Consider the following 26,878-nt stretch of genomic DNA (forward strand, 5'->3'; position numbering starts at 1 on the left):
TAATTTTAATTCGTCCCGAAGGGACACCATAATTGTCAATTGTTCATTGTCAATTGTCAATTTGTTTACTCTGCAAACACCAATTTTCCGACTACTTCACACCGCTACAATATAATTTGGAAAGGAAGTCATTTCTATGTCTAAAATTTACACCTCTGCCGACCAGCTGATTGGGCACACCCCGCTGCTGGAGCTGACCCATATCGAGAAAGAAGAAAAGCTGGAGGCCAGAATTCTGGCCAAGCTGGAGTATTTCAACCCCGCCGGCTCCGTGAAGGACCGAATCGCTAAGGGAATCATTGACGACGCCGAAAAGAGCGGCGCGTTGAAGCCCGGCGCCACCCTGATCGAGCCAACCTCCGGCAATACCGGCATCGGTCTTGCCTCCGTGGCGGCGGCCCGGGGCTACAAGCTGATCATCGTTATGCCCGATACCATGAGCGTAGAACGCCGCCAGCTGATCAAGGCTTACGGTGCTGAGCTGGTGCTCTCCGAGGGCGCCAAGGGCATGAAGGGCGCCATTGAAAAGGCCAATGAACTGGCGGCTCAAATCCCCGGCAGCTTTATTCCCGGCCAGTTCACCAATCCCGCCAACCCCAAGGCCCACTTCGAGACCACCGGTCCCGAAATATACGAGGACACCGACGGAGACGTGGATATCTTCGTGGCGGGCGTGGGCACCGGCGGCACCGTCACCGGCGTTGGCGAGTACCTGAAGAGCAGGAAGCCTGAGGTGAAGGTTGTGGCCGTTGAGCCGGCTTCCTCCGCGGTTCTCTCCACCGGAAAGGCCGGGCCCCACAAGATTCAGGGCATCGGCGCGGGCTTTGTTCCCGAGGTGCTGAATACCAAGATCTATGATGAGATCATCCCCGTTACCAACGAAGACGCCTTTGCCACAGGCCGCCTGGTGGGCCGTAAGGAGGGCGTTCTTGTAGGCATCTCCTCCGGCGCGGCTGTCTGGGCAGCCGTGCAGCTGGCAAAGCGCCCCGAGAACAAGGGCAAGACCATTGTGGTCCTGCTGCCCGACACCGGCGACCGGTACCTCTCCACTCCGCTGTTTGCGGATAAATAAGCTTTTCTCCTTCTCTTCAAAATTCGCCCGCTGCCAAACACGGCAGCGGGCGAAAAAATCAGATCATCCTACCCGAAATCGGTTCAGAGCCCCCAGCAGGTCGTCGTGGATCACCAGGGCGAAACGGGCCACCAGCTTTTCGGGGTCGCTCCGCATATCGTCCTTGATCCAGTCCAGCATCAATCCCACAAAGGCATAGGAGTAGACCCGGGCAATAAACGCCTTGTCCTCATCCCGGACGACCATATTGGCGGACAGCTCATTGATAACACCCATCAGCAGATCGTCTGTCAGAGGGGTCAGATAGCGCTCCACCTGCTCCCGGCTGACGCAGCGGTATACGTTCATCACAAAGGGTTTGTTTTCCTGAACAGCCTGAAAAATCTGAACAAATCCCTGCTGCCAGGTGTCGTAGCTGCTCTTGCCGTCCAGCGCCTGTCTGGCATCCTCCAGACAGACCCACTCCACCAGATCGTAGATATCTTTGAAATGGTAGTAAAACGTCATGCGGTTGATGCCGCAGTCCTCGGCAATATCGTTGATGGTGATCTTATTCAGCGGCTTTTTCAGCAGCAGGTGCTTCAGGGAATCCTCCAGCGCGCGCTTGGTAAACTGTGCCATGGACATCCTCCTTTTTCTTGAATCCTACCCTGGAAAACGAAAGCCAGGAAAAACGAAGTGTGAATGTTTTGAAAACATGAAACTCTGTTCCTATACGTCGTCTTGATTTCCGGAAAACGATTTGATAAAATAGCTAAAAAGTATTTTGAACGATTCTTGGGGGTGCGCTATGACCATCCAGCAGCTGCAGTATGCTCTGGCTGTTTACCGGGCGGGTTCCATTTCCGCCGCGGCGGCCAGTCTGTTTATCGCCCAGCCTAATCTGAGCGGTGTGATCCGTTCTCTGGAGGAAGAACTGGGCTATCCGATTTTCATCCGCACCAGCCGAGGGGTTCAGCCTACGGAGCAGGGGATAGAGGCACTGCGGCAGGCGGCACAAATCGTGGACTGCCACGAAAAGATGTGCCAGGTGGGAAGCCTGACGCCTCGCCGACGGCTTCGCATCGGCGGCATTTCCTATAATCCGGTGTGTGATGCCTTTGCGCAGCTGTGTAAGGAATGCCAGAATGAGGACGGCCTGGAAATGGCCTTTTATACAGATGACATCGATGTTTCTCTGGAAAAGCTCTGGCTTTCAGAGATTGATCTTGCCGTAGCGCTGCGGGGTTCAGATGAGACAGACCGGTTGGAGAAGATCTGCCGTCAGAAAAATCTGAAGCTGACCCATATGGCGGATGTGCCCATGGTACTGCGCATCGGCCCCCGGCATCCGCTGTACAGCGCGCCGGAGATCCGGTTCAGCGACTTTGAAAACTACGCCATGGTGGACTACAATGACAAAGTCTTCCTGGAATATCCCAGTCTGTCCGCCCTGCTGCACATCAATCCCGACAGGATCGTTACAGTCTCCGACCGGGCGCTGAAGAACCGACTGATCTCCGAGACTTCCATGTATTCCATCGGCTGCAAGCTCCCGCCCCGCTCCAATGAGCGGTTCGGCTTCCGCTGTATCCCGCTGGACAACCTGCACTACAGCCTGTTCGTCATGGAGCGCTACGACAGCCGGCGGGGAGAGCTGACTGTTCAATACCTGAACCTGCTGGAACGGTATCTGGAAGATCTGTAAATAAGCGGCTTTTCAATCACATAAAGCACAGGGGACGATGCCTGCACCGCCCCCTGTGCTTTTTTACAGCCTTTTCAGCGGCTCCGAATCATCCTGGGCAAGCAGCAGATCGGAGATGATGTCGTTGGACACCAGAAAGCCTCTGGGGGTCAGATACCACCGGCCGTCCTCGCTCTGGGCGGTGCGGTAGTAGACCCGGTGTTTCAGAAGGACCTCCTCCAGGGGCTTGAAGGGCAGCATGAAGGTGCGTTCATATTCCTCGGCCAGAATACCCGCGGTGGTCCGCAGCCGGAGCATCAAGTATTCTCCCGCCCGCTCCCGCAGGGGGATCTCCTGAACGTCCTCCATGATGTTGCCGCCGGTCTGAATGCCCTGAATATAGGCCTGCAGATCCCGAACCATGGTGAAGCGCTTGCCCGCGAAGTCCGAGCTTGCGCTGGGGCCGAAGCCCAGGTATTCTCCGCCGGTCCAGTACTTGGTGTTGTGCCGGGAATACAGACCCTTGCGGCAGAAATTGGAGATCTCATACTGCCGGAAGCCGTGATTGCGCAGGGACTCAATGGCGGCCATGTACATATCCGCTTGGGTGTCGTCGTCAGCCAGCCCGACGAAATCCTTGATTTCATACAGAGGCGTGCCCTCTTCCACCTTCAGACCATAGCAGCTCATGTGCTCCGGATTCAGCTTCAATACATTTTCCAGCGTCTCCTGCCAGTCGTGGAGGCTCTGGCCGGGCAGGCCGTACATCAGATCCAACGACACATTCCGGAAGCCTGCCTTGCGGATGCGCTGGTAGGCGGTGACGGCCTGGGCATAGGTGTGGGGACGGCCCAGTTTTTTGAGAATTTCATCATTGTCGCACTGGACCCCTAGACTCACCCGGTTAAAGCCCTCTGCTTTCAGCCGGTGCAGCAGCCGGTCGGTGACGGAATCCGGGTTGGCCTCAAAGGTGATCTCCGCGTCGGGGGTCACATCGAAATTCCGGCGGATGGCCGTCAGGATAATGGCCAGAGCGTCCGCACCGAAGTAGCTGGGCGTGCCGCCGCCAAAGTAAACGGTATCCACCCGGTAGCCGGGACACAAGGCCCCCGCCTCCTTCAGATGGGCGCAGATGGCATCCAGATAGCTGTCCATCAGCTTGTCGTCCTTGCAGGGCATGGAGTAAAAGTCGCAGTACTGGCACTTGCTGCGGCAGAAGGGAATGTGGATGTAGATACCCAAAGGGGTTTTGTTGTTGCGTTTGGTTAATATTGCCATGTGAGCCTCCGTACAAATTGACAATTGACAATTGACAATTGACAATTGAGGAAGCCGAAAGGCTTCATCAATTGAACTGTCAGGTCATTGTTCTGAGGGTTTTGTGGATTTTAGAATGGATGTCAAAAGTCGTTCCAGTTCTCTGCACTGGACGATCATGGTCCTGTATTCGGTTTCCGACAGATAGTCGGTGGCCCGCAAAAGGCGGAGCCAATAATTGGTTTCGCTGGCTTCTTTTAATGCGATACAGAGCTTGGAGATGAAATCCGGTCTGCTCTGGGCCTGCTGTGACTCCGCAATATTTGCGCCGATGCTGGTACCCGCCCGAAGAAGCTGCTTGGACAAGATGAACTCCTTTTTCTCGTCACGAAGATACCTGCAAAGGCTTACTATGCGCACAGCAAACTGAAAGCTCTTTTCTTCAATAGCATTGTTCATAATCAAAATCTGTAGACGTTTCCTGCCCGCAAAAATTGTCAATTGTCCATTGTCAATTGTCAATTTCCTCACTGTCAACTGTCAATTGTCAACTGTCAACTGATTCTTATTCGTCGTCTAATTTGAGGACGGCCATAAACGCTTCGCTCGGTACGGCTACGGAGCCGAAGGTGCGCATGCGCTTCTTGCCCTCTTTCTGCTTTTCCAGCAGTTTCTTCTTTCTGGTGATGTCGCCGCCGTAGCACTTGGCAAGGACGTCCTTGCGCAGGGCCTTGATGGTCTCCCGGGCGATGATCTTTCCGCCGATCGCCGCCTGGACGGGAATCTCGAACTGGGCGCGGGGGATGTTGTCTTTCAGCTTTTCACAGATTTTTCTGGCTCTGGGGTAGGCGTTGTCCGCAAAGAGGATGAAGCTCAGGGCGTCCACCACCTCGCCGTTGAGCAGGATGTCCAGCTTCACAAGGCGGCTGGGACGGTAGCCCAGGAAGGTGTAGTCCAGGCTGCCGTAGCCCCGGGTGCGGGACTTGAGGGCGTCAAAGAAGTCGTAGATGATCTCGTTCAAAGGCATCTCGTAGTGCAGCTCCACCCGGCTGGCATCCAGATACTCCATGTTCTTGAACTCGCCCCGGCGGTTCTGACACAGGTCCATAATATTGCCCACATACTCCTGGGGGGCAATGAGGCTGGCTTTGACAAAGGGTTCCTCCGCCAGCTCAATCTCCATGGGGTCCGGGTAGTCCAGGGGGTTATCCACCATCAGCACGGTGCCGTCGGTTTTGGTCACCCGGTAGACAACGTTGGGGGCGGTGGTAATCAGGTCCAGGTTGTATTCCCGCTCCAGCCGCTCCTGAATGATCTCCATGTGCAGCAGTCCCAGGAAGCCGCAGCGGAAGCCAAAGCCCAGAGCAATGGAGCTTTCCGGCTCAAAGCTCATGGAGGCGTCGTTCAGCTTCAGCTTTTCCAGGGCATCCCGCAGGTCCTGATATTTGGCCCCGTCGGCGGGATACACGCCGGAGTAGACCATGGGCTGCACCTGCCGGTAGCCGGGCAGGGGCTGGACGGCGGGGTTTTCCACGCTAGTAATGGTGTCGCCTACCCGGGTATCGGAAACATTTTTAATGGAGGCGGTGATATAGCCAACCTCGCCGGCCCCCAGACTCTCTGCGGGGGTCAGACCCAGCGGATTCATGGTTCCGACCTCCACCACTTTATAGACCGCGCCGGTAGCCATCATCTTCACGTCCATACCGGCGGTGACGGTGCCCTGCTTGATCCGGGTATAGACAATGACACCGCGGTAGGAATCATACTGGCTGTCGAAGATCAGAGCCTGCAAAGGAGCCTCCCGGTCTCCTTTTGGAGCGGGGATATCTTTCACGATCATTTCCAGCACGGAATGGATGTTGATACCGTTCTTGGCGGAGATTTCCGGGGCATCCTCGGCGGGAATGCCGATAATGTCCTCCACCTCTGCCTTAATCTCGGCAGGACGGGCAGAGGGCAGGTCAATCTTATTGATGACCGGCAGCACCTCCAGTCCCGCGTCAATGGCGAGATAGGTGTTGGCCAGGGTCTGGGCTTCTACGCCCTGGCTGGCATCCACCACCAGCACCGCACCCTCGCAGGCGGCAAGAGACCGGGAGACCTCGTAGTTAAAGTCCACGTGGCCCGGGGTGTCGATGAGGTTTAAGTCGTAGGTTTCCCCGTCATCGGCGGCGTAATTCAGCTGTACGGCGGTGGCCTTGATGGTAATGCCCCGCTCCCGCTCCAGATCCATGGAGTCCAGTAGCTGTTCAGCCCGGGTCCTCTGATCCACGGCGTTGCACTGCTCCATGAGCCGGTCCGCCAGAGTGGACTTGCCGTGGTCAATGTGGGCGATAATGGAAAAATTACGAATATGGGAAAGATCCGTCATAGGCTGATTCCTCTCTTTGAAGTTGGCTTCCTCAGGGGAAGGCATATAAGGGCATACTTTAAGCATTTTACCAATTATAACGAATTTTTCCGAAAATGTAAACCGTATGTTTTCACAAAAACAGGGGAAAATCAAAGTGGCGCCTGCCGGATTTTGACTTTTTTCTCGCAAAACAAAGAAATATTTGAAAAACCCTTGCCGGAAATGCAAAATCGGGGTATAGTTTTACGGCAAGAATATTTTGAAGTCGTAACACAGACAGAGGTAAAGAGGGATTTGACTATGAGTACTGCCAAGAAGCCGACAAAGAATGTGGAGGATCTGCAGGCCGCTATGCAGGCCCTGATTACAAAGGGCAAGAAAGAGGGCATGATCCGGGATACGGAGTTGAGTGCCATTCTGGAAAAGATGCAGCTCTCCCCTGAGAAGATTGAGGAGATTTATGACCGGTTCGATGCCATGAACATCCAGATCGTCACCACGGAGCTGGAGATTGATGACACGCTGGATGTACTGGGCGATGGCCTGGGGGATGGGCTGGATGACGGCCTGGATCTGCGGGGCATCGAAGAGGAAGAACTCATTGACCCTGTGGATCTGGCCGCGGAATACAGCCTGGATGACCCTGTGCGGATGTATCTGAAGGAGATTGGTCAGGTGAAGCTCCTGTCTGCGGAAGAGGAAGTGGAACTGGCAAAGCGGGTATCCGAAGGCGACCAGGAGGCCAAGAACAAGCTGACGGAGGCCAACCTGCGTCTGGTTGTCTCCATCGCAAAAAAATACTCAGGCCGGGGCCTGCACATTCTGGATCTGATCCAGGAGGGCAACACGGGACTGATCCGCGCGGTCGATAAGTTTGACTGGACAAAGGGAAACAAGTTCTCTACATATGCCACCTGGTGGATCCGGCAGGCCATTACCCGGGCCATTGCGGACCAGGCCCGGACCATCCGGGTGCCGGTGCATATGGTAGAGGTCATCAACAAGGCCACCCGCTGCAACCGGAAGCTGGTCCAGGAGCTGGGCCGGGAGCCTACCATGGAGGAGATTGCCGCGGAGCTGGGTCTGCCTGTGGAAAAAATCATTGAGGCCAACCGCACCGCCGCCGATACCCTGAGTCTGGATACCCCCGTAGGTGACGAAGAGGATACCTCCATCGGCTCCTTCGTAGAGGACGAGCGGACCCCCGGCCCTGCCGATGCCACCTCCAACGCATTGCTTGCCGAGGCTCTGAAAGAGATTCTGGGTACCCTCACCGAGCGGGAAGCGGACGTGCTGCGGATGCGCTTCGGCATGTACGACGGCCGCACCCACACTCTGGAGGAGGTGGGCCAGATCTTCGGCGTTACCCGTGAGCGGATTCGCCAGATCGAAAACAAGGCTATCCGGAAGCTCCGCCATCCCAGCCGGGCCAAGAAGATCCGGGATTTCTATTGCTGATGGATACTTGCGGCCTCCCCGTATGGGGAGGCCGTTCTTTGTATAAAAAACCGCCCCGAGTATTCCCGGGACGGTGCTGCAAAGAGCCGATATTCAATTCGCTTCCAGAAAGCGGGCGCAGGAGAGGCGGAATCTTTCGAATTCCTCGCCGCCGCATTCTGCCCGCACCGAAATGGGGCCGTCCAGCTTCAGACAGAAAATCTCCATAAAACTCTTTCCGTCAACCGTCCGGAAGCCGTCGCTCAAGGTGACGCCGCACAGCGGAGCGGTCAATGCAACAAATTCATTTACATCCCGCACGGAGCGAAGATGTATGGTAAATTCCTGCATAAAAACCTCCTTTGGCTGTACAAACGCCGGGTTTTCGTGTATAATATGACTGCTGACCGAAAAAACTGTAAATATGCGATTATTATAACAGATTTCAATTGAAAAGCAATTGTCGGTTTGGCTAATTATAACAAGGGAGCGCCAATAAAATTGGCGATTTTTACAGAAATGCGCTTTGCTTTTTACACACTGGGCTGCAAGACCAATCAATATGAGACGCAGGCTATGGAGCATATCCTCCAAAATGCCGGTCACGAAATTGGACATTTCGATGAAGTTTGCGATGCCTATATCATCAATACCTGTTCCGTTACCGCCGTTGCGGATAAGAAGAACCGGGCTGTCATCCGCCGTTGCCGCCGGGATAATCCCAATGCCGTTATCGGCGTCTGCGGCTGCTATACCCAGCATGCCCCGGAAGCCGTGAAGGAACTGGGGGTGGATGTGCTGGGCGGTTCCGGCGGACGGCAGGAGTTTCTGGAGCATATGCTCTCCGCGCTGAATGGGGAAGCCCATACGGATACCCTGGACAACGCTCTGCGCCGCCGGGAATTTGAGCTGCTGCCCCCCGGAGGGCTGGAAGAGCGGACCCGCGCCATGCTGAAGGTGCAGGATGGCTGCGTGAACTTCTGCACCTATTGCATCATACCCTATACCCGGGGCCCTGTGCGGTCCGCGCCGCTGGAGGATGCGCTGCGGCAGGCCAGGGAGCTGGCAGAGATGGGCTACCGGGAAATTGTTGTCACCGGCATTGAGATTGCCAGCTGGGGCGTGGACCTGCCGGGAAAGCCTCCTGTAAAGGACCTGATCACGGGGCTGTGCGAGGCCGTGCCGGAACTGCGCATCCGCCTGGGCAGTCTGGAGCCCAGAGTGGTCACGGAGGACTTCTGTCAGGCTCTGGCCGCCTATCCCAACCTCTGCCCTCAGTTCCATCTGAGCATGCAGTCCGGCTGCGACACTGTGCTGAAGCGGATGCACCGGAAATATGATACCGCCCGGTATTACGAAAGCGTCTGCCTGCTGCGAAAATACTTTCCGGGCTGTGCCGTGACCACGGACATGATCGTGGCCTTTCCCGGGGAGACCGAAGAGGAATTCCGGAAGAGCCTGACCTTTATTCAAAAATGCGCCTTTGCGGATATGCATATCTTCCCCTATTCCCGCCGCCCCGGAACCCCGGCTGACAAAATGCCTGACCAGTTGGGCAACGCTGTCAAAGAGGACCGCAGCCGCCGTGCCATCACCGTGGCGGATGACATGAGCAAGGCCTACCGGGAAAGCCTTATCGGCACCACTCAGGCGGTGCTCTTTGAGGAACAGTCGCTGGGCTTCTACACCGGCCACGCCCCCAACTACGTCCGGGTCTATGCCGCCGGAGAGGCGCTGCACAATGTGGTGAAAAATGTGAAGATCACAGGACTGTATGAGGATGGAGTGTTTGGCCGGATCACGGAGTGAAATGCCGTTCGATTGCCGCAATATTTGCGGTTTCACGGCTGTATTTGAAATAAAAAACTGTTTGGCCTTGTAAGTGTGGCTGCCAGCCGCTCTTACAAGGCCAAAGCGCATAATTCGCATTGCCGGTACAAACCCAGAACGGAAAAGGATATTGACGGAATATGTCGAATATGGTATGATGCGTTTACTGGTTTACAGAACACAGAAAGCCGGGGGATTGGGATATGCGGAAATGGAAATGGGTTATGTTAGCGGCCACACTGTTTTTGTGCGGCGCGCTGTTCTGCGCTGGGTGTCATCGTGCCCAGATGACGGAGCAATCAACGGAAGAGCCCTCAACGACGGAGACGGAAACGGAGCCGCAGGCGACAGTATCCGCGCCGACGCGGCCAAAGCGGGGAGAGACGGCGCGGCCCCGGGGGCATATCGTGGAGCCTCCCGACGCGTGTCCCAACGGCAGCGACCCTGATACGGTACTGCTTTTCGGAAAGGCTTTCCTTACCAATGCCGAAGAGGTGGACCTGACGGACTGCCCCATAGAGGATCTCTCTGTACTGGAGGCAAAGCTCGCCGACTTCCCAAATTTGAAAAAGCTGATTCTCAGCGGCTGCGGTCAGTCCAGCGAGGCGCTGGAGGCACTGAACGACCGCCTGCCGGGGGTCAGAGTGGTATGGACGGTGCGGCTGGGCGGACTGGACGTGCGGACGGACGATACCTGGTTCATGCCGGTGAAATTCAAGAAAGAGGTCACGGACAAGGATCTGGTGGAGCTGAAATACTGCCACGACATGATCTGCATTGATGTGGGCCATATGAAGATCACCAATTGCGACTGGGCGGCGGAGATGCCGGAGCTGCAATATCTGGTCATTGCGGATACTCAGGTCAGCGACATCAGTCCTCTGGAAAATCATAAAAAGCTGGTATTTCTGGAGCTGTTTCTGACCAAGGTCACGGACCTGACGCCGCTGGAAAGCTGTACAGGTCTGGATGACCTGAATCTGAGCTATTTGATTGCGGATGCCACGCCCATCAGCCATATGACCTGGCTCAAGCGCCTGTGGTGGACCCAGCCCGGCCCCCAGCGCTATGAGCTGCCTGAGGAATGTCAGGCAGAACTGATCCTGCCGGATGCTCTGCCGGACACGGAGATGAAATTCCACAGCGCCGATTCCGTAGGCAGCGGCTGGCGCAAGGGAGCCCACTACTACGAAATGCGGGATATTCTGGGAATGTTCTATATCAATTCCTGATTTGGGAAAGGAAATAGAGTAGAGGCTGCGGCAGCAAACCGGAACGGAGCGGAAGGTGCTTCCGTCCAGAAGGAATTCCATGTTCTTGTTGGAACTGCACGGAGTGAAACAGGGTTTTATGGAGCCTCTTTGGTGGTAAACCGACATTTAAATGAGAGTACATCTATTGATGTTCACTATGCGGCAAACGCAAAAAGGAACCAGCCGCATTGCTGCCGAAGATTACGGAAGAATCCGCTACTCCTACTGGTTCCAAAATCAGTATAGCAAGGCTACTGGATATTGTCAATGAGATTTACCCGGATATTTTGCCGAAAGAAGCGCTTAATCATTACGGGCATAACGAAAGACCCACCGGAAAATTGGGGAATCCGCCCTGTAATCTTCTTGAAATGCGTGGGATTCGTGTCCTTTGAGGGGCAAATCGTAAAGAGCACTCGGCGTCCAGCCGCCGAGTGGCAAGGCTCCGCCGGAGCTTCGCATTGAAGTGGGTTCGAATCCCTCCCTGAAGCAAAAAGAAGAGACACCATGTGGTGTCCAAAGAAGAGAATGAGGGATTCGATTACCGATTTGCCCTTTGAGGGGCAAATCGTAAGGAGCACTCGGCGGCTGGACGCCGAGTGGCAAGGCTCCGCCGGAGCCTTGCATTGAAGTGGGTTCGAATCCCTCCCTGAAGCAAAAAAAGAAGAGACACCATGTGGTGTCTCTTCTTTTTTTGGCAGAGGATGAGGGATTCGAACCCCCGCAAACGGAGTCAGAGTCCGGTGTGCTACCGTTACACAAATCCTCTATGGCGCTGTTTCGCTTGCCGCGTCACAAGCAACATGGGTATTATAGCACTGAAAAGGAAAATGTCAAGCATTATTTTCCTTTTCTGAAAGAATTTTTTCTTCTCCGGCAGTATCCCCTGTGGGGAAAGAAAATATGTACCCAAAAGGAAAGAAAATGAAAAAAGCTCTTGAAAAATGACAAAGGGAATGGTACTATGGATTTGTAACATTTTGGGCTTTCCGGAAGGAACGGCTTTTGGCGGATTTATACGATGAGAACGCCGGAAGCGCTCCGAGGCGGCCTTTCAAAAACCACAGGAGGGTTTTAGAAATGGACAAAACAAAACTGCGGCAGGCCAAGGCCTGGACGGAAAAGGAACTGGCGGTCTGCGCGGACTTCTGGCTGAGAAACGGCATGGACAAGGAGCACGGCGGCGTGTACACCTGCCTGGACCGCTATGGCCGGATCTACTCCACCGATAAGAGCGTATGGATGCAGGGCCGGTGCGGCTGGATTTTCGCGTACCTGTGCCACACCTATGGCGTGAAGAAGGAGTGGCTGGAGGCTTCCAAGAGCTGCCTGGACTTCATGGAGAAGTACTGCATCAACCCCAATGCCGACGGCAGAATGTATTTCACCGTCACCGCTGACGGCAAGCCCTTGCGTCAGCGCCGCTATTATTTCTCTGAGGCTTTCTATGCCATTGCCAATGCCGAATACTACGGCGTCACCGGCGAGAAGGAGTGCCTGGAGCGGGCGAAGAAGGCTTACAATATTTACTGGGACCTGTGGCACGGCGCTAAGGATCCCACCGGCCTGGGACCCAAGACCGAGCCTGAGACCCGCAGCGGCCGGGCTTTCGGCCTGCCCATGATCTACCTGAACGTGACCTCCGTCATGCTGCGGGTGGATCCCGAGAACAAGGCTCTGTACGAAGAGCGTGCCCAGGGCTGCGTGGATGACATCTTCAAGTACCACGTCCATCCCGAGCTGCACTGTGTGCTGGAGAATGTGGGCCCCAACGGTGAGGCAAATCTGGACTACACCGACGGCCGTATCGTGAACCCCGGCCACGACATCGAGGGCGTGTGGTTCCTGCTGGAGCACGCCAAGCGTACCGGCAACAAGGAATTGGTCGGCAAGGCAGAGGAGATTTTCAACTGGGCCATCAAGGCTGGTTGGGACGAGGAGTACGAGGGCCTGCTGTACTTCGTGGACTGCCTGGGCAATCCCCCCGAGGCATACGAGCACGACATGAAGCTGTGGTGGCCCCATGACGAGATCCTGATCTCCTCTCTGATGCTCTACCGCGACACCGGCAAGGAGGAGTACCTGGATTGGTACTTCCGTACTATGGACTACTGCAAGAAACACTTCTCCGACAGTGAAGCCGGTGAGTGGTACGGCTACCTGCGCCGGGACGGCAAGCCCACCGAGCCCTCTACCAAGGGTTCCACCTTCAAGGGCCCCTTCCATCTGCCCAGAATGCTGATCATGACCGATTTGATGCTGGGCGAGCTGCTGGCTCGGTAACCGGAGACACATTTGATACATTCTGCCGGGACCGGATTTCGGCCCCGGCATTTTTTGAGGAGACAAAACCATGGAGGAAAGACAGCAAAGCGTGATCCTGCGTATTGGCAGCGACTACTATTCTCTTACCCCCGCGGAAAAACGGCTGGCGGATTACATCCTGGCCAATCAGGAGCGGGTGGTCCAGCAGTCCATTTCCGAACTGGCGCGGGAGAGCGGTGTAGCGGAGGCAACCATATCCAGGTTCTCCCGGCATATGGGTTATAAGAGCTTCCCGCTGCTGAAGCTGGCGGTGGCCAACGCTATGGCCCAGGCCCGGTTGGGGGACACGCCTCTGAGCGGTCAGGTGGAGCAGAGCGACGACCTGAAAACCATGTCCCAGAAGCTCTACCGGGCGGACGTGGAGGCCATGCTGCAAACCATGGAGGTACTGAATCTTTCCATGATCGCGCAGGTGGCGGCGCTGTTCCACCATGCCAGACAGGTGCTGTGCATGGGCCAGGGCGGCTCCATGCTGATTGCCCGGGAGGCGGCCCATCTGTTTTCTACGGTGAGCAACAAGTTCTGGCCTGTGGAGGATTCCCACCTGCAGGCGGTTGCCGCCTCCACTATGGAAAGCAGCGATGTGCTGTTCTTCTTTTCCTACTCCGGCTCCACCCGGGATGTTCTGGATATGGAGGCTGTTGCCCGGGAGCGGGGCGCCAAGGTCGTCATTGTGACCCGGTTCCCCAATTCGCCCGGCGCACAGGCGGCGGACTATGTTTTGCAGTGCGGGGCCAACGAAAGTCCCATGCAGTCCGGCTCCATCGCCGCGCGGATTGCCCAGATGTATCTGCTGGATGTGCTCTTCTCCGAGTTTTCCAGAACGGATATGGATCGGGCGCTGGAGTACCGCCGCCGCATCGCGGAGGCACTGAAGAGCAAACATATGTGACCCTGCTTTTTCGCCGCGCCTGCCCGGGCGCGGCTTTTTTGACGTTTGTGCATGGCATGCCAATGGACGGAAAGACCTGTGTACATTCCTTGCGCAGCATAGCCTTGGCAGGCGGATTTCCCTCCATATGCCGGCATCCTGGCATTTTCGCGTATTTTCGCCGGCGCAACATAAAGAAATTTTCATTTTTCATGTATATAAATTAACAATGGATTTACAGAAAAGTTCACTTAGAACAAAATCCTTTCAACTATCATATATATTTCCTTATGAGAGTTGTCAAAATAGACAACTTCAAGCAAGCTGCGACGAGAAAATTCAAACATAAATTGTGCGCATTGCTAGAATTTTCGAAAAAATATGGAGCTGAAAGAAAATTTCATTCAAGACCGATTGACTTTCGCGGTGGGGATAGCTAAAATAAATACAGTTCGAGACGGGAAAATTAATCGCTTTGAACAAAACAATTTTTGAGGAGGACATTATGAAGAAACTGTTTGCTGTTCTGCTGGCAGTGGTCATGGTCGTGGGCCTGTGCGCCTGCTCCGTGTCCGAGAAGCCCGCGGAGACGACTGCCGCGGCTACTACCGCTGCCGCTACCGACGCTACTGAAGCCGCTACCGAAGCTGCTGCTCCCGCTGCCGCTTCCGAAATCACCCTGTGGACCTATCCCATCGGCGGCTGGGGCAATCAGGAGACTGTTGACGCTCTGATGGCTGACTTCGAGGCCGCTACCGGCATCAAGGTCACTGTTGAGTATCTGACCTACGCTGACGGCGACGACAAGGTCAACACCGCCATCGAGGGCAACGCTACTCCCGATCTGATCATGGAAGGACCCGAGCGTCTGGTTGCCAACTGGGGCGCCAAGGGCAAGCTGGTCAATATCGCTGACCTGTTCGACGACACCGACAAGAGCGAGATCAACGCTGCCGCTCTGGCCGCCTGCTTCGCCGACGACAACACCGCTTACGAGTATCCCCTGGTCATGACCGCTCACTGCATGGCCATCAACAAGACCGTCTTCGAGGCTGCTGACGCTATGCAGTACATCAACGAGGACACCCACACCTGGAAGTCCACCGAGGATTTCTTCAAGGCTATGGACGCTGTTTATGCCTACACCGGCAAGCAGGTCGGCGCTGTCTACTGTGTCGGCCAGGGCGGTGACCAGGGCACCCGCGCACTGGTGAACAACCTGTACGGCGGCACCTTCACCAACGCTGAGCACACCGAGTACACCTGGGGCTCCGAGCAGAACATTCAGGCTCTGAAGGCTCTGTACGATTCCGAGGCCATTGCCTACGACGCCGGTATCGCTGGCGGCGATGAGATTGCTCTGTTCTACAACGGCACTCTGAACGTTGCTTTCTGCTGGAACATCGCCCAGCAGCTGAACCCCAACTCCGCCAACACCGGCGCTGAGAAGACTGCTAACGGCGATGACATCATGTTCATGGCCTTCCCCGCAGACGGCGACCCCAAGCTGCAGGGCGGCATCTGGGGCTTCGGTATCTTCGACAACGGCGATGCCGGCAAGATCGAGGCTGCCAAGACCTTCGTCAAGTATATGTGCGACTCTGAGGCCACTGCCAATGCTGTCAAGGCTGCCAACTACTTCGCAGTCCGCGACACCGCTGAGGGCGCTGACCTGTCCACCATCTGGGCTGACAACGAGGTCATGGCTTCCTACAACGTCCTGATGCCTCTGCTGGGCGACTACTACCAGGTCACCACCGGCTGGGCTGAGGCTCGTACCTGCTGGTGGAACATGCTGCAGCAGGTCGGTGCTTCTGACGGCTCCGTCGAGGCCATCACCGCTGCTGTTGAGCAGTATGTGAGCCAGGCGAACGGCCAGTAATTTCCGGTCATCCTGAAACGCATGAGCGCCCCTTCCCGTCAGGGGGAGGGGCGCCTTTACGAGTAAGAGGTAATCGTGGATCGTGAAGCCCGATTCACGCCTCACGATTACCTCTTACATATTTTAAGAGGAGGATTCTCCGTGGCAAACAAGAGAATTGCTTTGAACACCAAGTCCCGGAAGCTCGTAATGCATGAGACCATGACCGGCTACGCCTTTATGCTGCCGTTTTTGGTTTTCTTTGTCATGTTCGTCCTGTACCCCATGTTCATGTGCGTTTACACCAGCTTCTTTGACGCCACCATGGGCCGGGATGACATCTTTGTGGGCTTGGGCAACTATAGAAGTTTGTTCCAGGACCCTGTTTTCTGGATCGCGCTGCGTAATACTTTGGTGATCGTGCTGGTTTCCGTGCCTGTCACCTGCGCGTTCTCCCTGTGGGTTGCCTCCGTCATCAGCAAGATGCGTGTGGGCGCGACTTCCGCATTCCGCTGCATCTTCTACCTGCCTGTGGTCACCGGCTCCGTAGCTGTCACTATGGTCTGGAAGTGGATGTACAACAATTACTACGGCATCTTCAATTATCTGGGCACCAATCTGGGCCTGCTGGATAAGAACATCAACTGGCTGGGCGATTCCCGCTACGCGCTGGGCTGCATCATCCTGATCCTGCTGACCACCTCCGTGGGCCAGCCCATCGTTCTGTATGTGTCCGCGCTGGACAACGTGGACAAGTCTCTGGTGGAGGCCGCCGAGGTTGACGGCGCCAGCCAGATGCAGGCATTCTGGAAGATCAAGTGGCCTCAGATGATGCCCACCACTCTGTACATTCTGGTCATTACCACCATCAACTCCTTCCAGTGCTTCGCACTGATCCAGTTGTTGACTCTGGGCGGACCAAAGAACTCCACCATGACCATTATGTACTATATCTATTACAACGCGTTCAAGCTGTACAAGTACGGTTATGGCAACGCCATGGGCGTGATCCTGGCTATCATTATCGCCATCCTGTCCGCCGTCCAGTTCAAGCTGGGCGAAGAAAAGTAAGGGAGGAGCGAAAATATGAACGATCAAATTCAGAAGAACGCCACCCGCCAGAGAGTTTACCGCATTATTTCCTATATCTGCGTGGGCATCCTGGCTTTCCTGTTTGCCTTCCCCCTGTACTGGATCATCACCGGCGCCTTCAAGACCGGCCGGGAGATCAACGCCACCACCCCTGTGTGGTTCCCCACGGAGTGGGAAATCGGCAACTTCCAGCGCCTGTTCAGCAAGCGGTCCGCACCCCTGTTTAACATGAGCATCGGCAAGTATATCATCACCGGACCCACTGTGCCCGCAGCCATCCGCTGGCTGATCAACACCGTTTTCATGTCCGTGGCCTCCATGCTGATCACCTGCCTGACCGCCGCCATGGCCGGCTACGCACTGGCCAAAAAGCGCTTCATCGGCCGGGGCGTTGTGTTCTCTCTGGTCGTCTGCGCTATGGCACTGCCCAAGCAGGTCATCCTGATCCCCCTGCTGCGGGAGATGTCCGCACTGCATCTGTACGATACCATCTGGGCCGTCATCTTCCCCATCGTTGGCTGGCCCTTCGGCGTGTTCCTGCTGAAGCAGTTCGCGGAGGGCATCCCCACAGAAATGACCGAGGCCTGCCGTATTGACGGCGCTTCCGAGTGGAGAACCTTCACGGACGTCATGTTCCCCATGATCAAGCCCGGTGTCGGCGCCTGCGCCATCTTCACCTTCATCAACAGCTGGAATGACTACTTCATGCAGCTCATTATGCTGACCTCCAACAAGAATCTGACCATCTCCCTTGGTATCGCCACCATGCAGGGCGAAAGCTCCACGGACTACGGTCTGCTGATGGCCGGTGCGGCGCTGGCTTCCGTGCCCATCATCATCGTGTTCCTGATTTTCCAGAAGTACTTTACCAAGGGCATCACCATGGGTGCTGTCAAGGGTTAAGGCAAAACGTTTTACAAACCGCTCATGGGGGCAGCTCCCTGTCCCCATGACCAATTTCCAATAAAGGAGTAAGAAAAATGTTTGATATTTCCAAGTATCAGGGCATTATCCCTGCCTTCTATGCCTGCTATGACGAGAAGGGTGAAATCTCTCCCAAGGCTGTTCAGGAACTGACCCAGTATTATGTGGATAAGGGCGTCAAGGGCCTGTACGTTGGCGGCTCCTCCGGCGAGTGCATCTATCAGACCGTTCCCGAGCGGAAGCTGCTGCTGGAGAACGTCATGAAAGTTGCCAAGGGCAAGCTGACTGTCATTGCCCACGTAGCCTGCAACGGCACCCGGGAATCCATGGAGCTGGCCGCCCATGCCGAAAGCTGCGGCGTGGATGCCATTGCCTCTATTCCTCCCATCTACTTCCACCTGCCCGACGCTGCCATTGCCAAGTACTGGAATGACATTTCCTCCGCTGCCCCCAACACCGACTTCATCATCTACAACATCCCCCAGCTGGCCGGTGTGGCCCTGAATCCCGGCCTGCTCTCCACCATGCTGAAAAACCCCCGCTGCATCGGTGTGAAGAACTCCTCCATGCCTGTGGAAGACATTGAGAAGTGGGTACACTGCGGCGCCAAGGTGGTCTTCAACGGACCCGATGAGCAGCTGCTGGGCGGCCTGGTCTCCGGCGCTACCGGCGGCATCGGCGGCACCTACGGCGCTATGCCCGAGGTCTTCCTGAAGATCTACGAGCTGGCTACCACCGGCCGTGACCTGGCCAAGGCCCGGGAGCTGCAGCAGGATGCCTGTCAGATCATCTACAAGATGTGCTCCGGCAAGGGCAACATGTACGCCATGATCAAGGAGATCCTGCGTCAGAGCGGCGGCCCCGACGTGGGCGGTGTCCGCGAGCCTCTGCTGGACCTGCAGGAAGGCGACAGGGAAATCGCTGCCGAGTGCGTTGCCATGATCAACGCCGTAAAGGCAAAGCTGTAATTTCAGAGATTCCGCCAAAGGGACCCGAGTTTTCGGGCCCCTTTTCGCATCTTGCGGAAAACAGCAAAAAGTGCTATGATGCTTGCATCGAAACACAAAGGAGCGAAGACTTATGGATCCTGTAAAACTGAATAAAATCCTGTCCGCCATGAAGGCCGCGGGGGTGCCCCAGCTGCTGATCTCGGACCCTGCCGTGATCTACTATCTCGCGGGCGTATCCATCCAGCCCGGAGAACGGATGCTGGTGCTGGTGCTGCGTGCCGACGGGGCCCACCGGTTCTTTATCAACGACCTGTTCCATCAGACCAGGGACCTGGGCGCACCCATTACCTATTATAACGACACCCAGGACGGCGTCGCTCTGGTTGCGCGGACTCTGGTCCCCGGGGAGACCGTCGCCGTGGATAAGAACTGGCCCGCCCGATTCCTGCTGCGGCTCCAGGAGCTGCATTCCGGAAAGTGTGTCAACAGCTCTTCCATTGTGGACGGCGTCCGGGCCATCAAGACTGCCGATGAGCAGGAGAAAATGCGTGTCGCTTCCCGGCTGAATGACCAGGTCATGGATCGGATTATTCAGGCACTGCCCGCAAACCACACGGAGACGGAGCTGGCGGACCTGCTGCTGCAATATTATCTGGATGCGGGCTGCTCCGGTTACTCTTTTGAGCCCATCACCGCCTTCGCGGCCAACGCCGCGGATCCCCACCATGTGACGGACAACAGCCGCGGTAAGCGGGGAGACTGCGTGGTGCTGGACATCGGCGGCAGAAAGGACGACTATTGTTCCGATATGACCCGGACGGTTTTCCTGGGCGAGGTATCCGATCGGCAGCGGGAAATCTATGAAATCGTGAAAGAAGCCAATCTCCGGGGCATTGCTGCCGCCAAACCCGGGGCCCGGATGTGCGATGTAGACAAGGCCGCCCGGGACTACATTACGGAAAAGGGCTTCGGAAAGTATTTCACCCACAGGACCGGCCATTCCATCGGCCTGGAGGTCCATGAGGCGGGGGATGTGTCCGCCGTCAATGAGGCGGTGATTCACCCGGGCCAGTGCTTCTCCGTGGAGCCGGGCATTTATATTCCGGAGGAGGGCATCGGCGTCCGCATTGAGGATCTGGTGCTGATTACTGAGGACGGCTGTGAGGTGCTGAACCATTATCCAAAGGATCTGACGATTGTCCCGTTTGAGTAAACCCTTAAAAGGGCGGCCTCGCGCCGCCCTTCAGCATTTCCAAGGATTCATAAAAAAAACGTACGCTTTTTGTGAAAAACCGAAAAAAACTTGAAATGGTGTCGGCAAATGTTGACAAATGATGAATTATGGTTTAGGATGGCACTGTCAGGTGAACACAAGCTAATGTAATTTCGGATGTATGGCCCGAGAGTTTCTACCGCAGCGCCAGGAAGCTGTGACCATTGGTGAAAAAGATACGCGTTCCGTCCCCAGAGTGCTGGGTCTTGGAAGGCGTTTGCTCATTTTTGCACCGTGGACTGTAGATGTCCGCGGTTTTTTCATTCTTTGACAGAAGGAGCGTTATCCATATGAAAGCAATGGAAAAGAAGATCCTGGAGGAAGGAAAAGTCCTTCCCGGCGGCATTCTCAAGGTGGGATCCTTCCTGAATCAGCAGATTGATACCGCGTTCCTGGCTGAGATGGCCGGGGAATTCGCGCGGCTCTATAAGGACGCGGGGGTCAATAAAGTCCTGACCATTGAGTCCTCCGGCATTGCCATCGCGGCGGCAGTGGCCCTGGAAATGGGCGTGCCCATGGTTTTTGCCAAGAAGCACAAGTCCAGCAATGTGGACGGCGCGGTGTATACCGCCGTTGTCCATTCCTATACCCACGGTACGGATTATACGATTGTCGTCAGCAGCGATTACCTGGGCGAAAAGGACCGGGTGCTGTTGGTGGATGATTTCCTGGCCAACGGCAAAGCGCTGATCGGTCTGACAGAGCTGGTCCGTCAGGCGGGCGGTACCGTTGTGGGTGCGGCCATCGCCATTGAAAAGGGCTTCCAGGGCGGCGGAGATGCCCTGCGGGCCGAGGGCGTCCGGGTCGAGTCGCTGGCTATTGTGGATTCCATGACCGACGATGCCATTACCTTCCGGGCTTAACACGTTGTTTTTCGCAAACCGCGATCAACATATACATTTTTCTAGGAGGAAAAAGAAAACATGAAAAAGATTCTTTCTCTGGCTCTGGTCCTTGTGATGGTCCTGGGTCTGGCTGCCTGCGGCAGCAAGGCCGACACCGCCGCCACTACCGCTGCTGCCACCACCGCTGCCGGTTCCGATGAGACCACTGCCGCCGCGGAGACTGAAGCTCCTGCCGCTGCTTCCAACATCAAGGTAGGCTTCATCTTCCTGCACGACGAGAACTCCACCTATGACCTGAACTTCATGAATGCCGCCAAGCAGGCCATTGCCGACCTGGGCCTGACTGAAGATCAGTACCTGTTCCGCACCAACATCCCCGAGGGCCAGGAGTGCTACAATGCCGCTGCTGAGCTGGCTGACGCCGGCTGCAACATCATTTTCGCCGACTCCTTCGGTCACGAGGATTACATCATCCAGGCTGCTCAGGAGTTCCCTGACGTGCAGTTCTGCCACGCCACCGGCACCAAGGCCCACACCCAGGGCCTGGCCAACCACCACAACGCTTTTGCCGCCATTTATCAGGGCCGCTACATGGCCGGTGTTGCTGCCGGTATGAAGCTGAACCAGATGATCGAGGAAGGCAAGATCACCGCTGACGAGGCCAAGATGGGCTATGTCGGTGCTTATACCTATGCCGAGGTCGTCTCCGGCTACACCAGCTTCTTCCTGGGCGCCCGCTCCGTTTGCCCCTCCGTCACCATGGACGTTACCTTCACCGGTTCCTGGTATGACGAGACCGCCGAGAAGGAAGGCGCCAATAAGCTGATTCAGAACGGCTGCGTCCTGATTTCCCAGCACGCCGACTCCATGGGCGCACCCACTGCCTGCGAGACTGCCGGTGTTCCCAACGTTTCCTACAACGGCTCTACCGTTGCCGCCTGCCCCAACACCTTCCTGGTGTCCTCCCGTATCGACTGGACTCCCTACTATGAGCTGGCCATCAAGGCCGTTATGAACGGCGAGGAGATCCCCGCTGACTGGACCGGCACTCTGCAGACCGGCTCTGTCGTCCTGACCGAGCTGAACGACGCCGTTGCGGCTTCTGGCACTGCCGAGAAGCTGGCTGAGGTCAAGGCCGCTCTGGAGGATGGTTCCCTGCAGGTCTTCGACATCAATACCTTCACTGTGAACGGCGAGAAGGTCGAGTCCTTCATGGCTGACGTGGACACCGATCCCGACTACACCCCCGATACCGAGGTCATCGAGAACGGCGCTTTCCAGGAATCCACCAAGCGCTCCGCACCTTACTTCACCCTGCAGATCGACGGCATTACCCTGCTGGATCAGGCATACTAAACATTTTTACCCAGGGGCCCCTTTCCGGGGCTCCTGGAAATGCTGCAAAGGGCAGCGCAGTGACCATTCGCCGCGTTGCCCTTTGAAGCATTCAATATGAAAATGGCTTCCCCAGGGGGAAGCTGGCTCGGCGGAACGCCGAGACTGATGAGGGGCGGCAAGCAGAACCAATATAGAACCGGCCTAAGCCGCTTCCAAGCTGTTTACCGGAACGGAATTGCCATAGATTTCTCCTTATCGGTTCTTCGGCCCGCCCCTCATCCGACCCGCCTGCGGCGGGCCACCTTCCCCCAGGGGAAGGCATTTCAGAGAAGGAGTGATCTTTTTGGAAGAAAAGAAAGCCGCCGTACAGATGCGGGACATTACCAAACGGTTCGGCCCCGTGCTGGCCAATGACCGGGTGTGGCTGGACATCTACAAAGGGGAAATCCTGGCACTGCTGGGCGAAAACGGCAGCGGCAAGACGACCCTGATGAACATGCTCTCCGGCATTTATTTCCCGGACGAGGGACAGATATTCATCAACGGCAAGGAGGTTCTGATCCGGTCTCCAAAGGATGCCTTTTCCTACGGCATCGGCATGATTCATCAGCACTTCAAGCTGGTGGATGTGCTCACCGCAGCGGAGAATATCGTTCTGGGTCTGAAGGAGCCGGGCAGACTGGATATGAATAAGGTCGCCGCGAAGGTAAAGCAGATCTGTGATGCCTACGGTTTTGATGTGGACCCCAACCAGAAGATTTACAATATGTCCGTGTCTCAGAAGCAGACTGTGGAGATCGTGAAGGTCCTCTACCGGGGGGCCGACATTCTGATTTTGGACGAGCCTACCGCCGTGCTGACCCCTCAGGAGACGGAGAAGCTCTTCAAGGTTCTGCGGAATATGCGCAATGACGGCAAGGCCATTGTCATCATCACACACAAAATGCATGAGGTGGAGGACCTGTCCGACCGGGTGGCCATTCTGCGCCATGGCCAATTCGTGGGCGATATGCTGACGAAGGAAACCAACGCGCAGGAAATGACCAACATGATGGTGGGCCGTCCCGTAACGCTGAACATTGACAGACCCGCGCCTGTGGACCCCAAGCCCCGAATCGTGGTGGAGCATCTGACCGTCAAGGATATGGAGGGGACTCTCAAGCTGGACGATGTGTCCTTTACAGCCAATTCCGGCGAGATTCTGGGTATTGCGGGTATTTCCGGCTGCGGACAGAAGGAACTGCTGGAGGCCATTGCGGGCCTGCAGCCTACCCTGTCCGGCTCCATCCGCTATGTGGAGGATGACGGCAGGGAAGAGGAGCTGATCGGCAAGGACCCCACCGCCATCGCGGATCTGGGCGTAGGCCTCTCCTTCGTGCCGGAGGACCGGCTGGGCATGGGCCTGGTGGGCTCCATGGATCTGACGGATAATATGATGCTGCGCTCCTTCCGCAAGGGCCACTCCTGGTTTACCAATCGAAAGGATCCCAGACACCTGGCTGAAAAGGTGATCGAGGAGTTGGAGGTCAACACCCCCGGCGTCTCCACACCCGTCCGCCGTCTGTCCGGCGGCAATGTGCAGAAGGTGCTGGTGGGCCGGGAAATCGCTGCCGCGCCTACGGTGCTGCTGACGGCCTACGCCGTCCGTGGTCTGGACATCAACGCCTCTTATACCATTTATGATTTGATTAACAAGCAGAAAAAGGCCGGTGTGGCCGTGGTGTTTGTCGGCGAGGATCTGGATGTGCTGCTGGAGCTGTGCGACCGGATTCTGGTGCTCTGCGGCGGCAAGGTAAGCGGCGTGGTGGAAAAGCCGGACGCTTCCCGAAAACCGGAGGTTGGCATGATGATGACGCGGCTGGGAGGAAAAAGCAATGAATAAGCATGCTGTATTGCATATTTCCAAACGGGATAACCTGCCCTGGTACGGTGCCTGGGCCATCCGGGGCTGCGCCATTTTGTTGGCCCTGATTGTCTGCGCCATCGTGACCACGGCGCTGACGGGCGAGAATCCCATCGGCGTTTATAAGACCATGTTCGCCGGCGCCTTCGGCACCAAGCGGAAAATGTGGATTCTGGGCCAGAACATTGCCATCCTGCTGGTGGTGTCCCTGGCGGTGACCCCCGCCTTTAAGATGCGTTTCTGGAACGTGGGCGGCGAGGGCCAGATTCTGATCGGCGGCCTGGCCACTGCGGCCTGCATGATTCTGCTGGGCGGCAAGCTCCCCAACTGGGCGCTGATCGTTCTGATGGTTTTTGCTTCAATGCTGGCGGGCGCCGTCTGGGGCGGCATTCCCGCCATTTGCAAAGCCAAATGGAACACCAACGAAACCCTGTTCACGCTGATGATGAATTATGTGGCTACCCAGCTGGTCGCCTATTTTGTCATCCTCTGGGAGGTGCCCAAAGGCGCGGGTAAGATCGGCATCATCAACCAGTCCACCATGGCGGGCTGGCTGCCCCAGATCGGCAGCTACAAGTATCTGCTGAATATTCTGGTATCCCTGGTGCTGACCGTCGCCATGTACTTCTATCTCACCCGCTCCAAGCAGGGCTATGAGATCGCCGTTGTGGGCGAAAGTGAGCGCACCGCCCGGTATGTGGGCATCAAAGTGGGCAAAGTCATTGTGCGGACCATGATGCTCTCCGGCGCGGTCTGCGGCCTGGCGGGTCTGCTGCTGGTCAGCGGCACGGACCACACCATTACCACCACCATTGCCGACGGCCGGGGCTTCACCGCCGTTATGGTGGCATGGCTGGCCAAGTTCAACCCCTTCTCCATGATCTTCACCAGCTTCCTGCTGGTCTTCCTGGACCGGGGCGCCAGCGAGATATCCACCATCTACTCCCTGAACCATTCCTTTGGCGATATCCTGACGGGCATTATCCTGTTCTTCATTATCGGCAGCGAGTTCTTCATCAGCTACAAGCTGAATTTTCTGAAAAACAACCGGAAGGAGGAAAAGTAATATGTTTGATTTCGTTTCCTTTTTCCCCAGAGCGGTCATGCAGGGAATTCCTCTGCTGTTCGGCGCTACCGGTGAGACCCTGACGGAGAAATCCGGCAACCTGAACCTGGGCATTCCCGGCATCATGTACGTTGGCGGCATCTGCGGCGTTATCGGCGCTTTCTTCTATGAGCAGGGCGGTAATGTGCAGCCTTTTCTGGCGGTACTGATTCCTCTGGTATGCTGCCTGCTGGGTTCCCTGTTCATGGGCCTGCTGTACTGCTTCCTGACCGTTACCCTCCGGGCAAACCAGAATGTGACAGGCCTGGCCATGACCACCTTCGGCGTGGGCTTCGGCAACTTCTTCGGCGGTTCACTTATCAAACTCACCGGCGCGGAAGTCCCCTCCATCGCCCTGTCCGCTACTTCCGCCTGTTTCCGGAAGACCCTGCCCATTGCGGAGACCACCGGTGTGTTTGGCAAGCTGTTCCTGTCCTATGGTTTTCTGGCCTATGCGGCTGTCATCATCGCTCTGATTGCCTCCTATGTGCTGAAAAAGACCCGTGTGGGCCTGCAGCTTCGGGCCGTGGGCGAAAGCCCTGCCACGGCAGACGCGGCGGGTATCAACATTGCCCGCTATAAGTACAAGGCTACCTGCATCGGTGCCATGATCGCGGGCCTCGGCGGACTGTACTACGTTATGGACTATGCCTGCGGCGTCTGGTCCAACGATGCCTTCGGCGACCGGGGCTGGCTGGCCATCGCTCTGGTGATTTTCACCATCTGGCGGCCCAACGTGGGCATCCTCAGTTCCATTCTCTTCGGCGGGCTGTACATCCTGTACCTGTTCATTCCAACCGGGGCCAACCTGGCGGTGAAGGAGCTGTACAAGATGTTGCCTTACGTCGTAACCATCATTGTGCTGGTGCTGACCTCCATGCGCAACAAGCGGGAAAACCAGCCCCCCGAAAGCCTGGGCGTGCCCTACTTCCGGGAAGAGCGGTAATAAGCATTTCCTTTCACGGACCGGCATCGAGCCGGTCCGTTTTGCTTATGATTTTGGGTGGCGGTGTTTTGAAATTCAGCCCTGTCCGCCCGTAGGCTGGTTGCCTCCGGCGGGGAGCTTCTTGTCCCGCCAAGAAGCTCCGCAAGAATGCGGCTTAAGGGAGGCGCTGTCGGCAAAGCCGCCCTCCCTTAAGAATCCTTCCCGGCCTCAAAACCAACGCAGCTTTCTGCACCGCCTTCCGGCGAGTACGGAGTGTGCAATTTATCATACTTTTCTTGGAACATTTCAACTGAAAAGAATCAATATTTTAGCAACTTTCTATTTCGGTATCCTATGTTTTGAGAATTCCATGTCAGTGTGTACACTGGCGCGGAATAGAAGAGGAACCGAGCTTTTTGAGCGTTTTCACTCTGTGAAAACGGCAATAGCGCCTGGTTTATGATAAGATTCTGATGCATATTACATGCTTCGATAGAACGTCGCCGAAACATTGCTTTTCTGACGTAAAAGCGCGCCGGAAAGGATTCTTAAGGGAGGGCGGCTCTGCGGCGGGAGCTAGCAGCGGTCAGCGCCT

22 protein-coding genes, 1 tRNA gene and 1 riboswitch are annotated in these 26,878 nt (G+C 56.2%); of the genes, 17 read left to right on the forward strand and 6 right to left on the reverse strand.

Annotated features, from left to right (window positions below):
* Nucleotides 1-136 precede the first annotated feature (136 nt).
* Nucleotides 137-1,072 (forward strand): cysteine synthase A, encoded by a 936-nt coding sequence (gene cysK / locus KQI10_RS07410; RefSeq protein WP_216566774.1) that lies wholly within the window; start codon nt 137-139, stop codon nt 1,070-1,072.
* A 63-nt stretch (nt 1,073-1,135) separates the two neighbouring features.
* Here cysK and KQI10_RS07415 read toward each other — a convergent pair whose 3' ends face one another.
* The gene (locus KQI10_RS07415) at nt 1,136-1,693 is read right to left on the reverse strand and encodes a TetR/AcrR family transcriptional regulator (RefSeq protein WP_216566775.1); all 558 of its coding nucleotides are present in this window, start codon (nt 1,691-1,693) and stop codon (nt 1,136-1,138) included.
* Nucleotides 1,694-1,862: 169 nt separating this feature from the next.
* On the opposite strand from KQI10_RS07415, the gene KQI10_RS07420 reads away from it, so the two are divergent.
* A complete protein-coding gene (locus KQI10_RS07420) occupies nt 1,863-2,759 on the forward strand; it encodes a LysR family transcriptional regulator (protein ID WP_216566776.1) in 897 nt (298 codons plus the stop codon).
* Between the two features lie 63 nt (nt 2,760-2,822).
* Here the strand turns inward: KQI10_RS07420 and hemW are convergent, their stop codons facing one another.
* From hemW to lepA, 3 genes are all read right to left on the reverse strand, one after another.
* Nucleotides 2,823-4,016: a radical SAM family heme chaperone HemW gene (gene hemW, locus KQI10_RS07425; protein WP_216566777.1), complete on the reverse strand. Its 1,194-nt coding sequence runs from the start codon at nt 4,014-4,016 to the stop codon at nt 2,823-2,825.
* 84 nt (nt 4,017-4,100) lie between these two features.
* Nucleotides 4,101-4,454 (reverse strand): four helix bundle protein, encoded by a 354-nt coding sequence (locus KQI10_RS07430; RefSeq protein WP_216566778.1) that lies wholly within the window; start codon nt 4,452-4,454, stop codon nt 4,101-4,103.
* A 106-nt stretch (nt 4,455-4,560) separates the two neighbouring features.
* A complete protein-coding gene (lepA, locus tag KQI10_RS07435; protein WP_216566779.1) occupies nt 4,561-6,369 on the reverse strand; it encodes a translation elongation factor 4 in 1,809 nt (602 codons plus the stop codon).
* A 282-nt stretch (nt 6,370-6,651) separates the two neighbouring features.
* On the opposite strand from lepA, the gene rpoD reads away from it, so the two are divergent.
* Nucleotides 6,652-7,809, forward strand: a complete 1,158-nt coding sequence (gene rpoD / locus KQI10_RS07440) for an RNA polymerase sigma factor RpoD (protein ID WP_216566780.1) — start codon at nt 6,652-6,654, stop codon at nt 7,807-7,809.
* A 93-nt stretch (nt 7,810-7,902) separates the two neighbouring features.
* Here rpoD and KQI10_RS07445 read toward each other — a convergent pair whose 3' ends face one another.
* Nucleotides 7,903-8,139, reverse strand: coding sequence for a hypothetical protein (locus KQI10_RS07445; protein ID WP_216566781.1), 237 nt, complete (start codon nt 8,137-8,139; stop codon nt 7,903-7,905).
* Nucleotides 8,140-8,289: 150 nt separating this feature from the next.
* On the opposite strand from KQI10_RS07445, the gene mtaB reads away from it, so the two are divergent.
* Nucleotides 8,290-9,597 (forward strand): tRNA (N(6)-L-threonylcarbamoyladenosine(37)-C(2))-methylthiotransferase MtaB, encoded by a 1,308-nt coding sequence (gene mtaB, locus KQI10_RS07450; RefSeq protein ID WP_371818385.1) that lies wholly within the window; start codon nt 8,290-8,292, stop codon nt 9,595-9,597.
* Between the two features lie 224 nt (nt 9,598-9,821).
* Nucleotides 9,822-10,850: a leucine-rich repeat domain-containing protein gene (locus KQI10_RS07455; RefSeq protein WP_216566782.1), complete on the forward strand. Its 1,029-nt coding sequence runs from the start codon at nt 9,822-9,824 to the stop codon at nt 10,848-10,850.
* A gap of 716 nt (nt 10,851-11,566) precedes the next feature.
* Here KQI10_RS07455 and KQI10_RS07460 read toward each other — a convergent pair.
* Nucleotides 11,567-11,640: transfer RNA gene (locus KQI10_RS07460), tRNA-Gln, on the reverse strand.
* A 311-nt stretch (nt 11,641-11,951) separates the two neighbouring features.
* Between KQI10_RS07460 and KQI10_RS07465 the strand changes: the two genes are divergently transcribed.
* The 12 genes from KQI10_RS07465 to KQI10_RS07520 all read left to right on the forward strand — a co-directional run bounded on the left by KQI10_RS07465 (nt 11,952) and on the right by KQI10_RS07520 (nt 26,304).
* Nucleotides 11,952-13,154, forward strand: a complete 1,203-nt coding sequence (locus tag KQI10_RS07465) for an AGE family epimerase/isomerase (RefSeq protein ID WP_216566783.1) — start codon at nt 11,952-11,954, stop codon at nt 13,152-13,154.
* 70 nt (nt 13,155-13,224) lie between these two features.
* On the forward strand, nt 13,225-14,088 hold the full coding sequence (locus KQI10_RS07470; RefSeq protein WP_216566784.1) for a MurR/RpiR family transcriptional regulator: 864 nt from the start codon (nt 13,225-13,227) through the stop codon (nt 14,086-14,088).
* A 484-nt stretch (nt 14,089-14,572) separates the two neighbouring features.
* Nucleotides 14,573-15,949, forward strand: coding sequence for an ABC transporter substrate-binding protein (locus tag KQI10_RS07475; RefSeq protein WP_216566785.1), 1,377 nt, complete (start codon nt 14,573-14,575; stop codon nt 15,947-15,949).
* Between the two features lie 189 nt (nt 15,950-16,138).
* Nucleotides 16,139-16,999, forward strand: coding sequence for a carbohydrate ABC transporter permease (locus KQI10_RS07480; RefSeq protein ID WP_216566794.1), 861 nt, complete (start codon nt 16,139-16,141; stop codon nt 16,997-16,999).
* 15 nt (nt 17,000-17,014) lie between these two features.
* Entirely contained in the window at nt 17,015-17,923 is a 909-nt protein-coding gene (locus KQI10_RS07485; protein ID WP_216566786.1) for a carbohydrate ABC transporter permease, read from the forward strand.
* Nucleotides 17,924-18,000: 77 nt separating this feature from the next.
* Nucleotides 18,001-18,912 (forward strand): dihydrodipicolinate synthase family protein, encoded by a 912-nt coding sequence (locus KQI10_RS07490; protein WP_216566787.1) that lies wholly within the window; start codon nt 18,001-18,003, stop codon nt 18,910-18,912.
* A gap of 112 nt (nt 18,913-19,024) precedes the next feature.
* On the forward strand, nt 19,025-20,107 hold the full coding sequence (locus KQI10_RS07495) for a Xaa-Pro peptidase family protein (RefSeq protein ID WP_216566788.1): 1,083 nt from the start codon (nt 19,025-19,027) through the stop codon (nt 20,105-20,107).
* A gap of 143 nt (nt 20,108-20,250) precedes the next feature.
* Nucleotides 20,251-20,351: riboswitch (purine riboswitch) on the forward strand.
* Nucleotides 20,352-20,457: 106 nt separating this feature from the next.
* Nucleotides 20,458-21,030, forward strand: a complete 573-nt coding sequence (locus KQI10_RS07500) for a xanthine phosphoribosyltransferase (RefSeq protein WP_216566789.1) — start codon at nt 20,458-20,460, stop codon at nt 21,028-21,030.
* A gap of 60 nt (nt 21,031-21,090) precedes the next feature.
* Nucleotides 21,091-22,368, forward strand: coding sequence for a BMP family ABC transporter substrate-binding protein (locus tag KQI10_RS07505; protein ID WP_216566790.1), 1,278 nt, complete (start codon nt 21,091-21,093; stop codon nt 22,366-22,368).
* 352 nt (nt 22,369-22,720) lie between these two features.
* On the forward strand, nt 22,721-24,232 hold the full coding sequence (locus KQI10_RS07510) for an ABC transporter ATP-binding protein (RefSeq protein ID WP_216566795.1): 1,512 nt from the start codon (nt 22,721-22,723) through the stop codon (nt 24,230-24,232).
* Nucleotides 24,225-25,319: an ABC transporter permease gene (locus tag KQI10_RS07515; protein WP_216566791.1), complete on the forward strand. Its 1,095-nt coding sequence runs from the start codon at nt 24,225-24,227 to the stop codon at nt 25,317-25,319. Before KQI10_RS07510 ends, KQI10_RS07515 begins: the two co-directional genes overlap by 8 nt.
* Nucleotide 25,320: 1 nt before the next feature.
* Nucleotides 25,321-26,304, forward strand: a complete 984-nt coding sequence (locus KQI10_RS07520) for an ABC transporter permease (protein ID WP_216566792.1) — start codon at nt 25,321-25,323, stop codon at nt 26,302-26,304.
* Nucleotides 26,305-26,878: the final 574 nt, after the last annotated feature.

This window comes from Pseudoflavonifractor sp. MSJ-30, from assembly GCF_018918045.1.
Lineage (GTDB): Bacteria > Bacillota > Clostridia > Oscillospirales > Oscillospiraceae > Faecousia.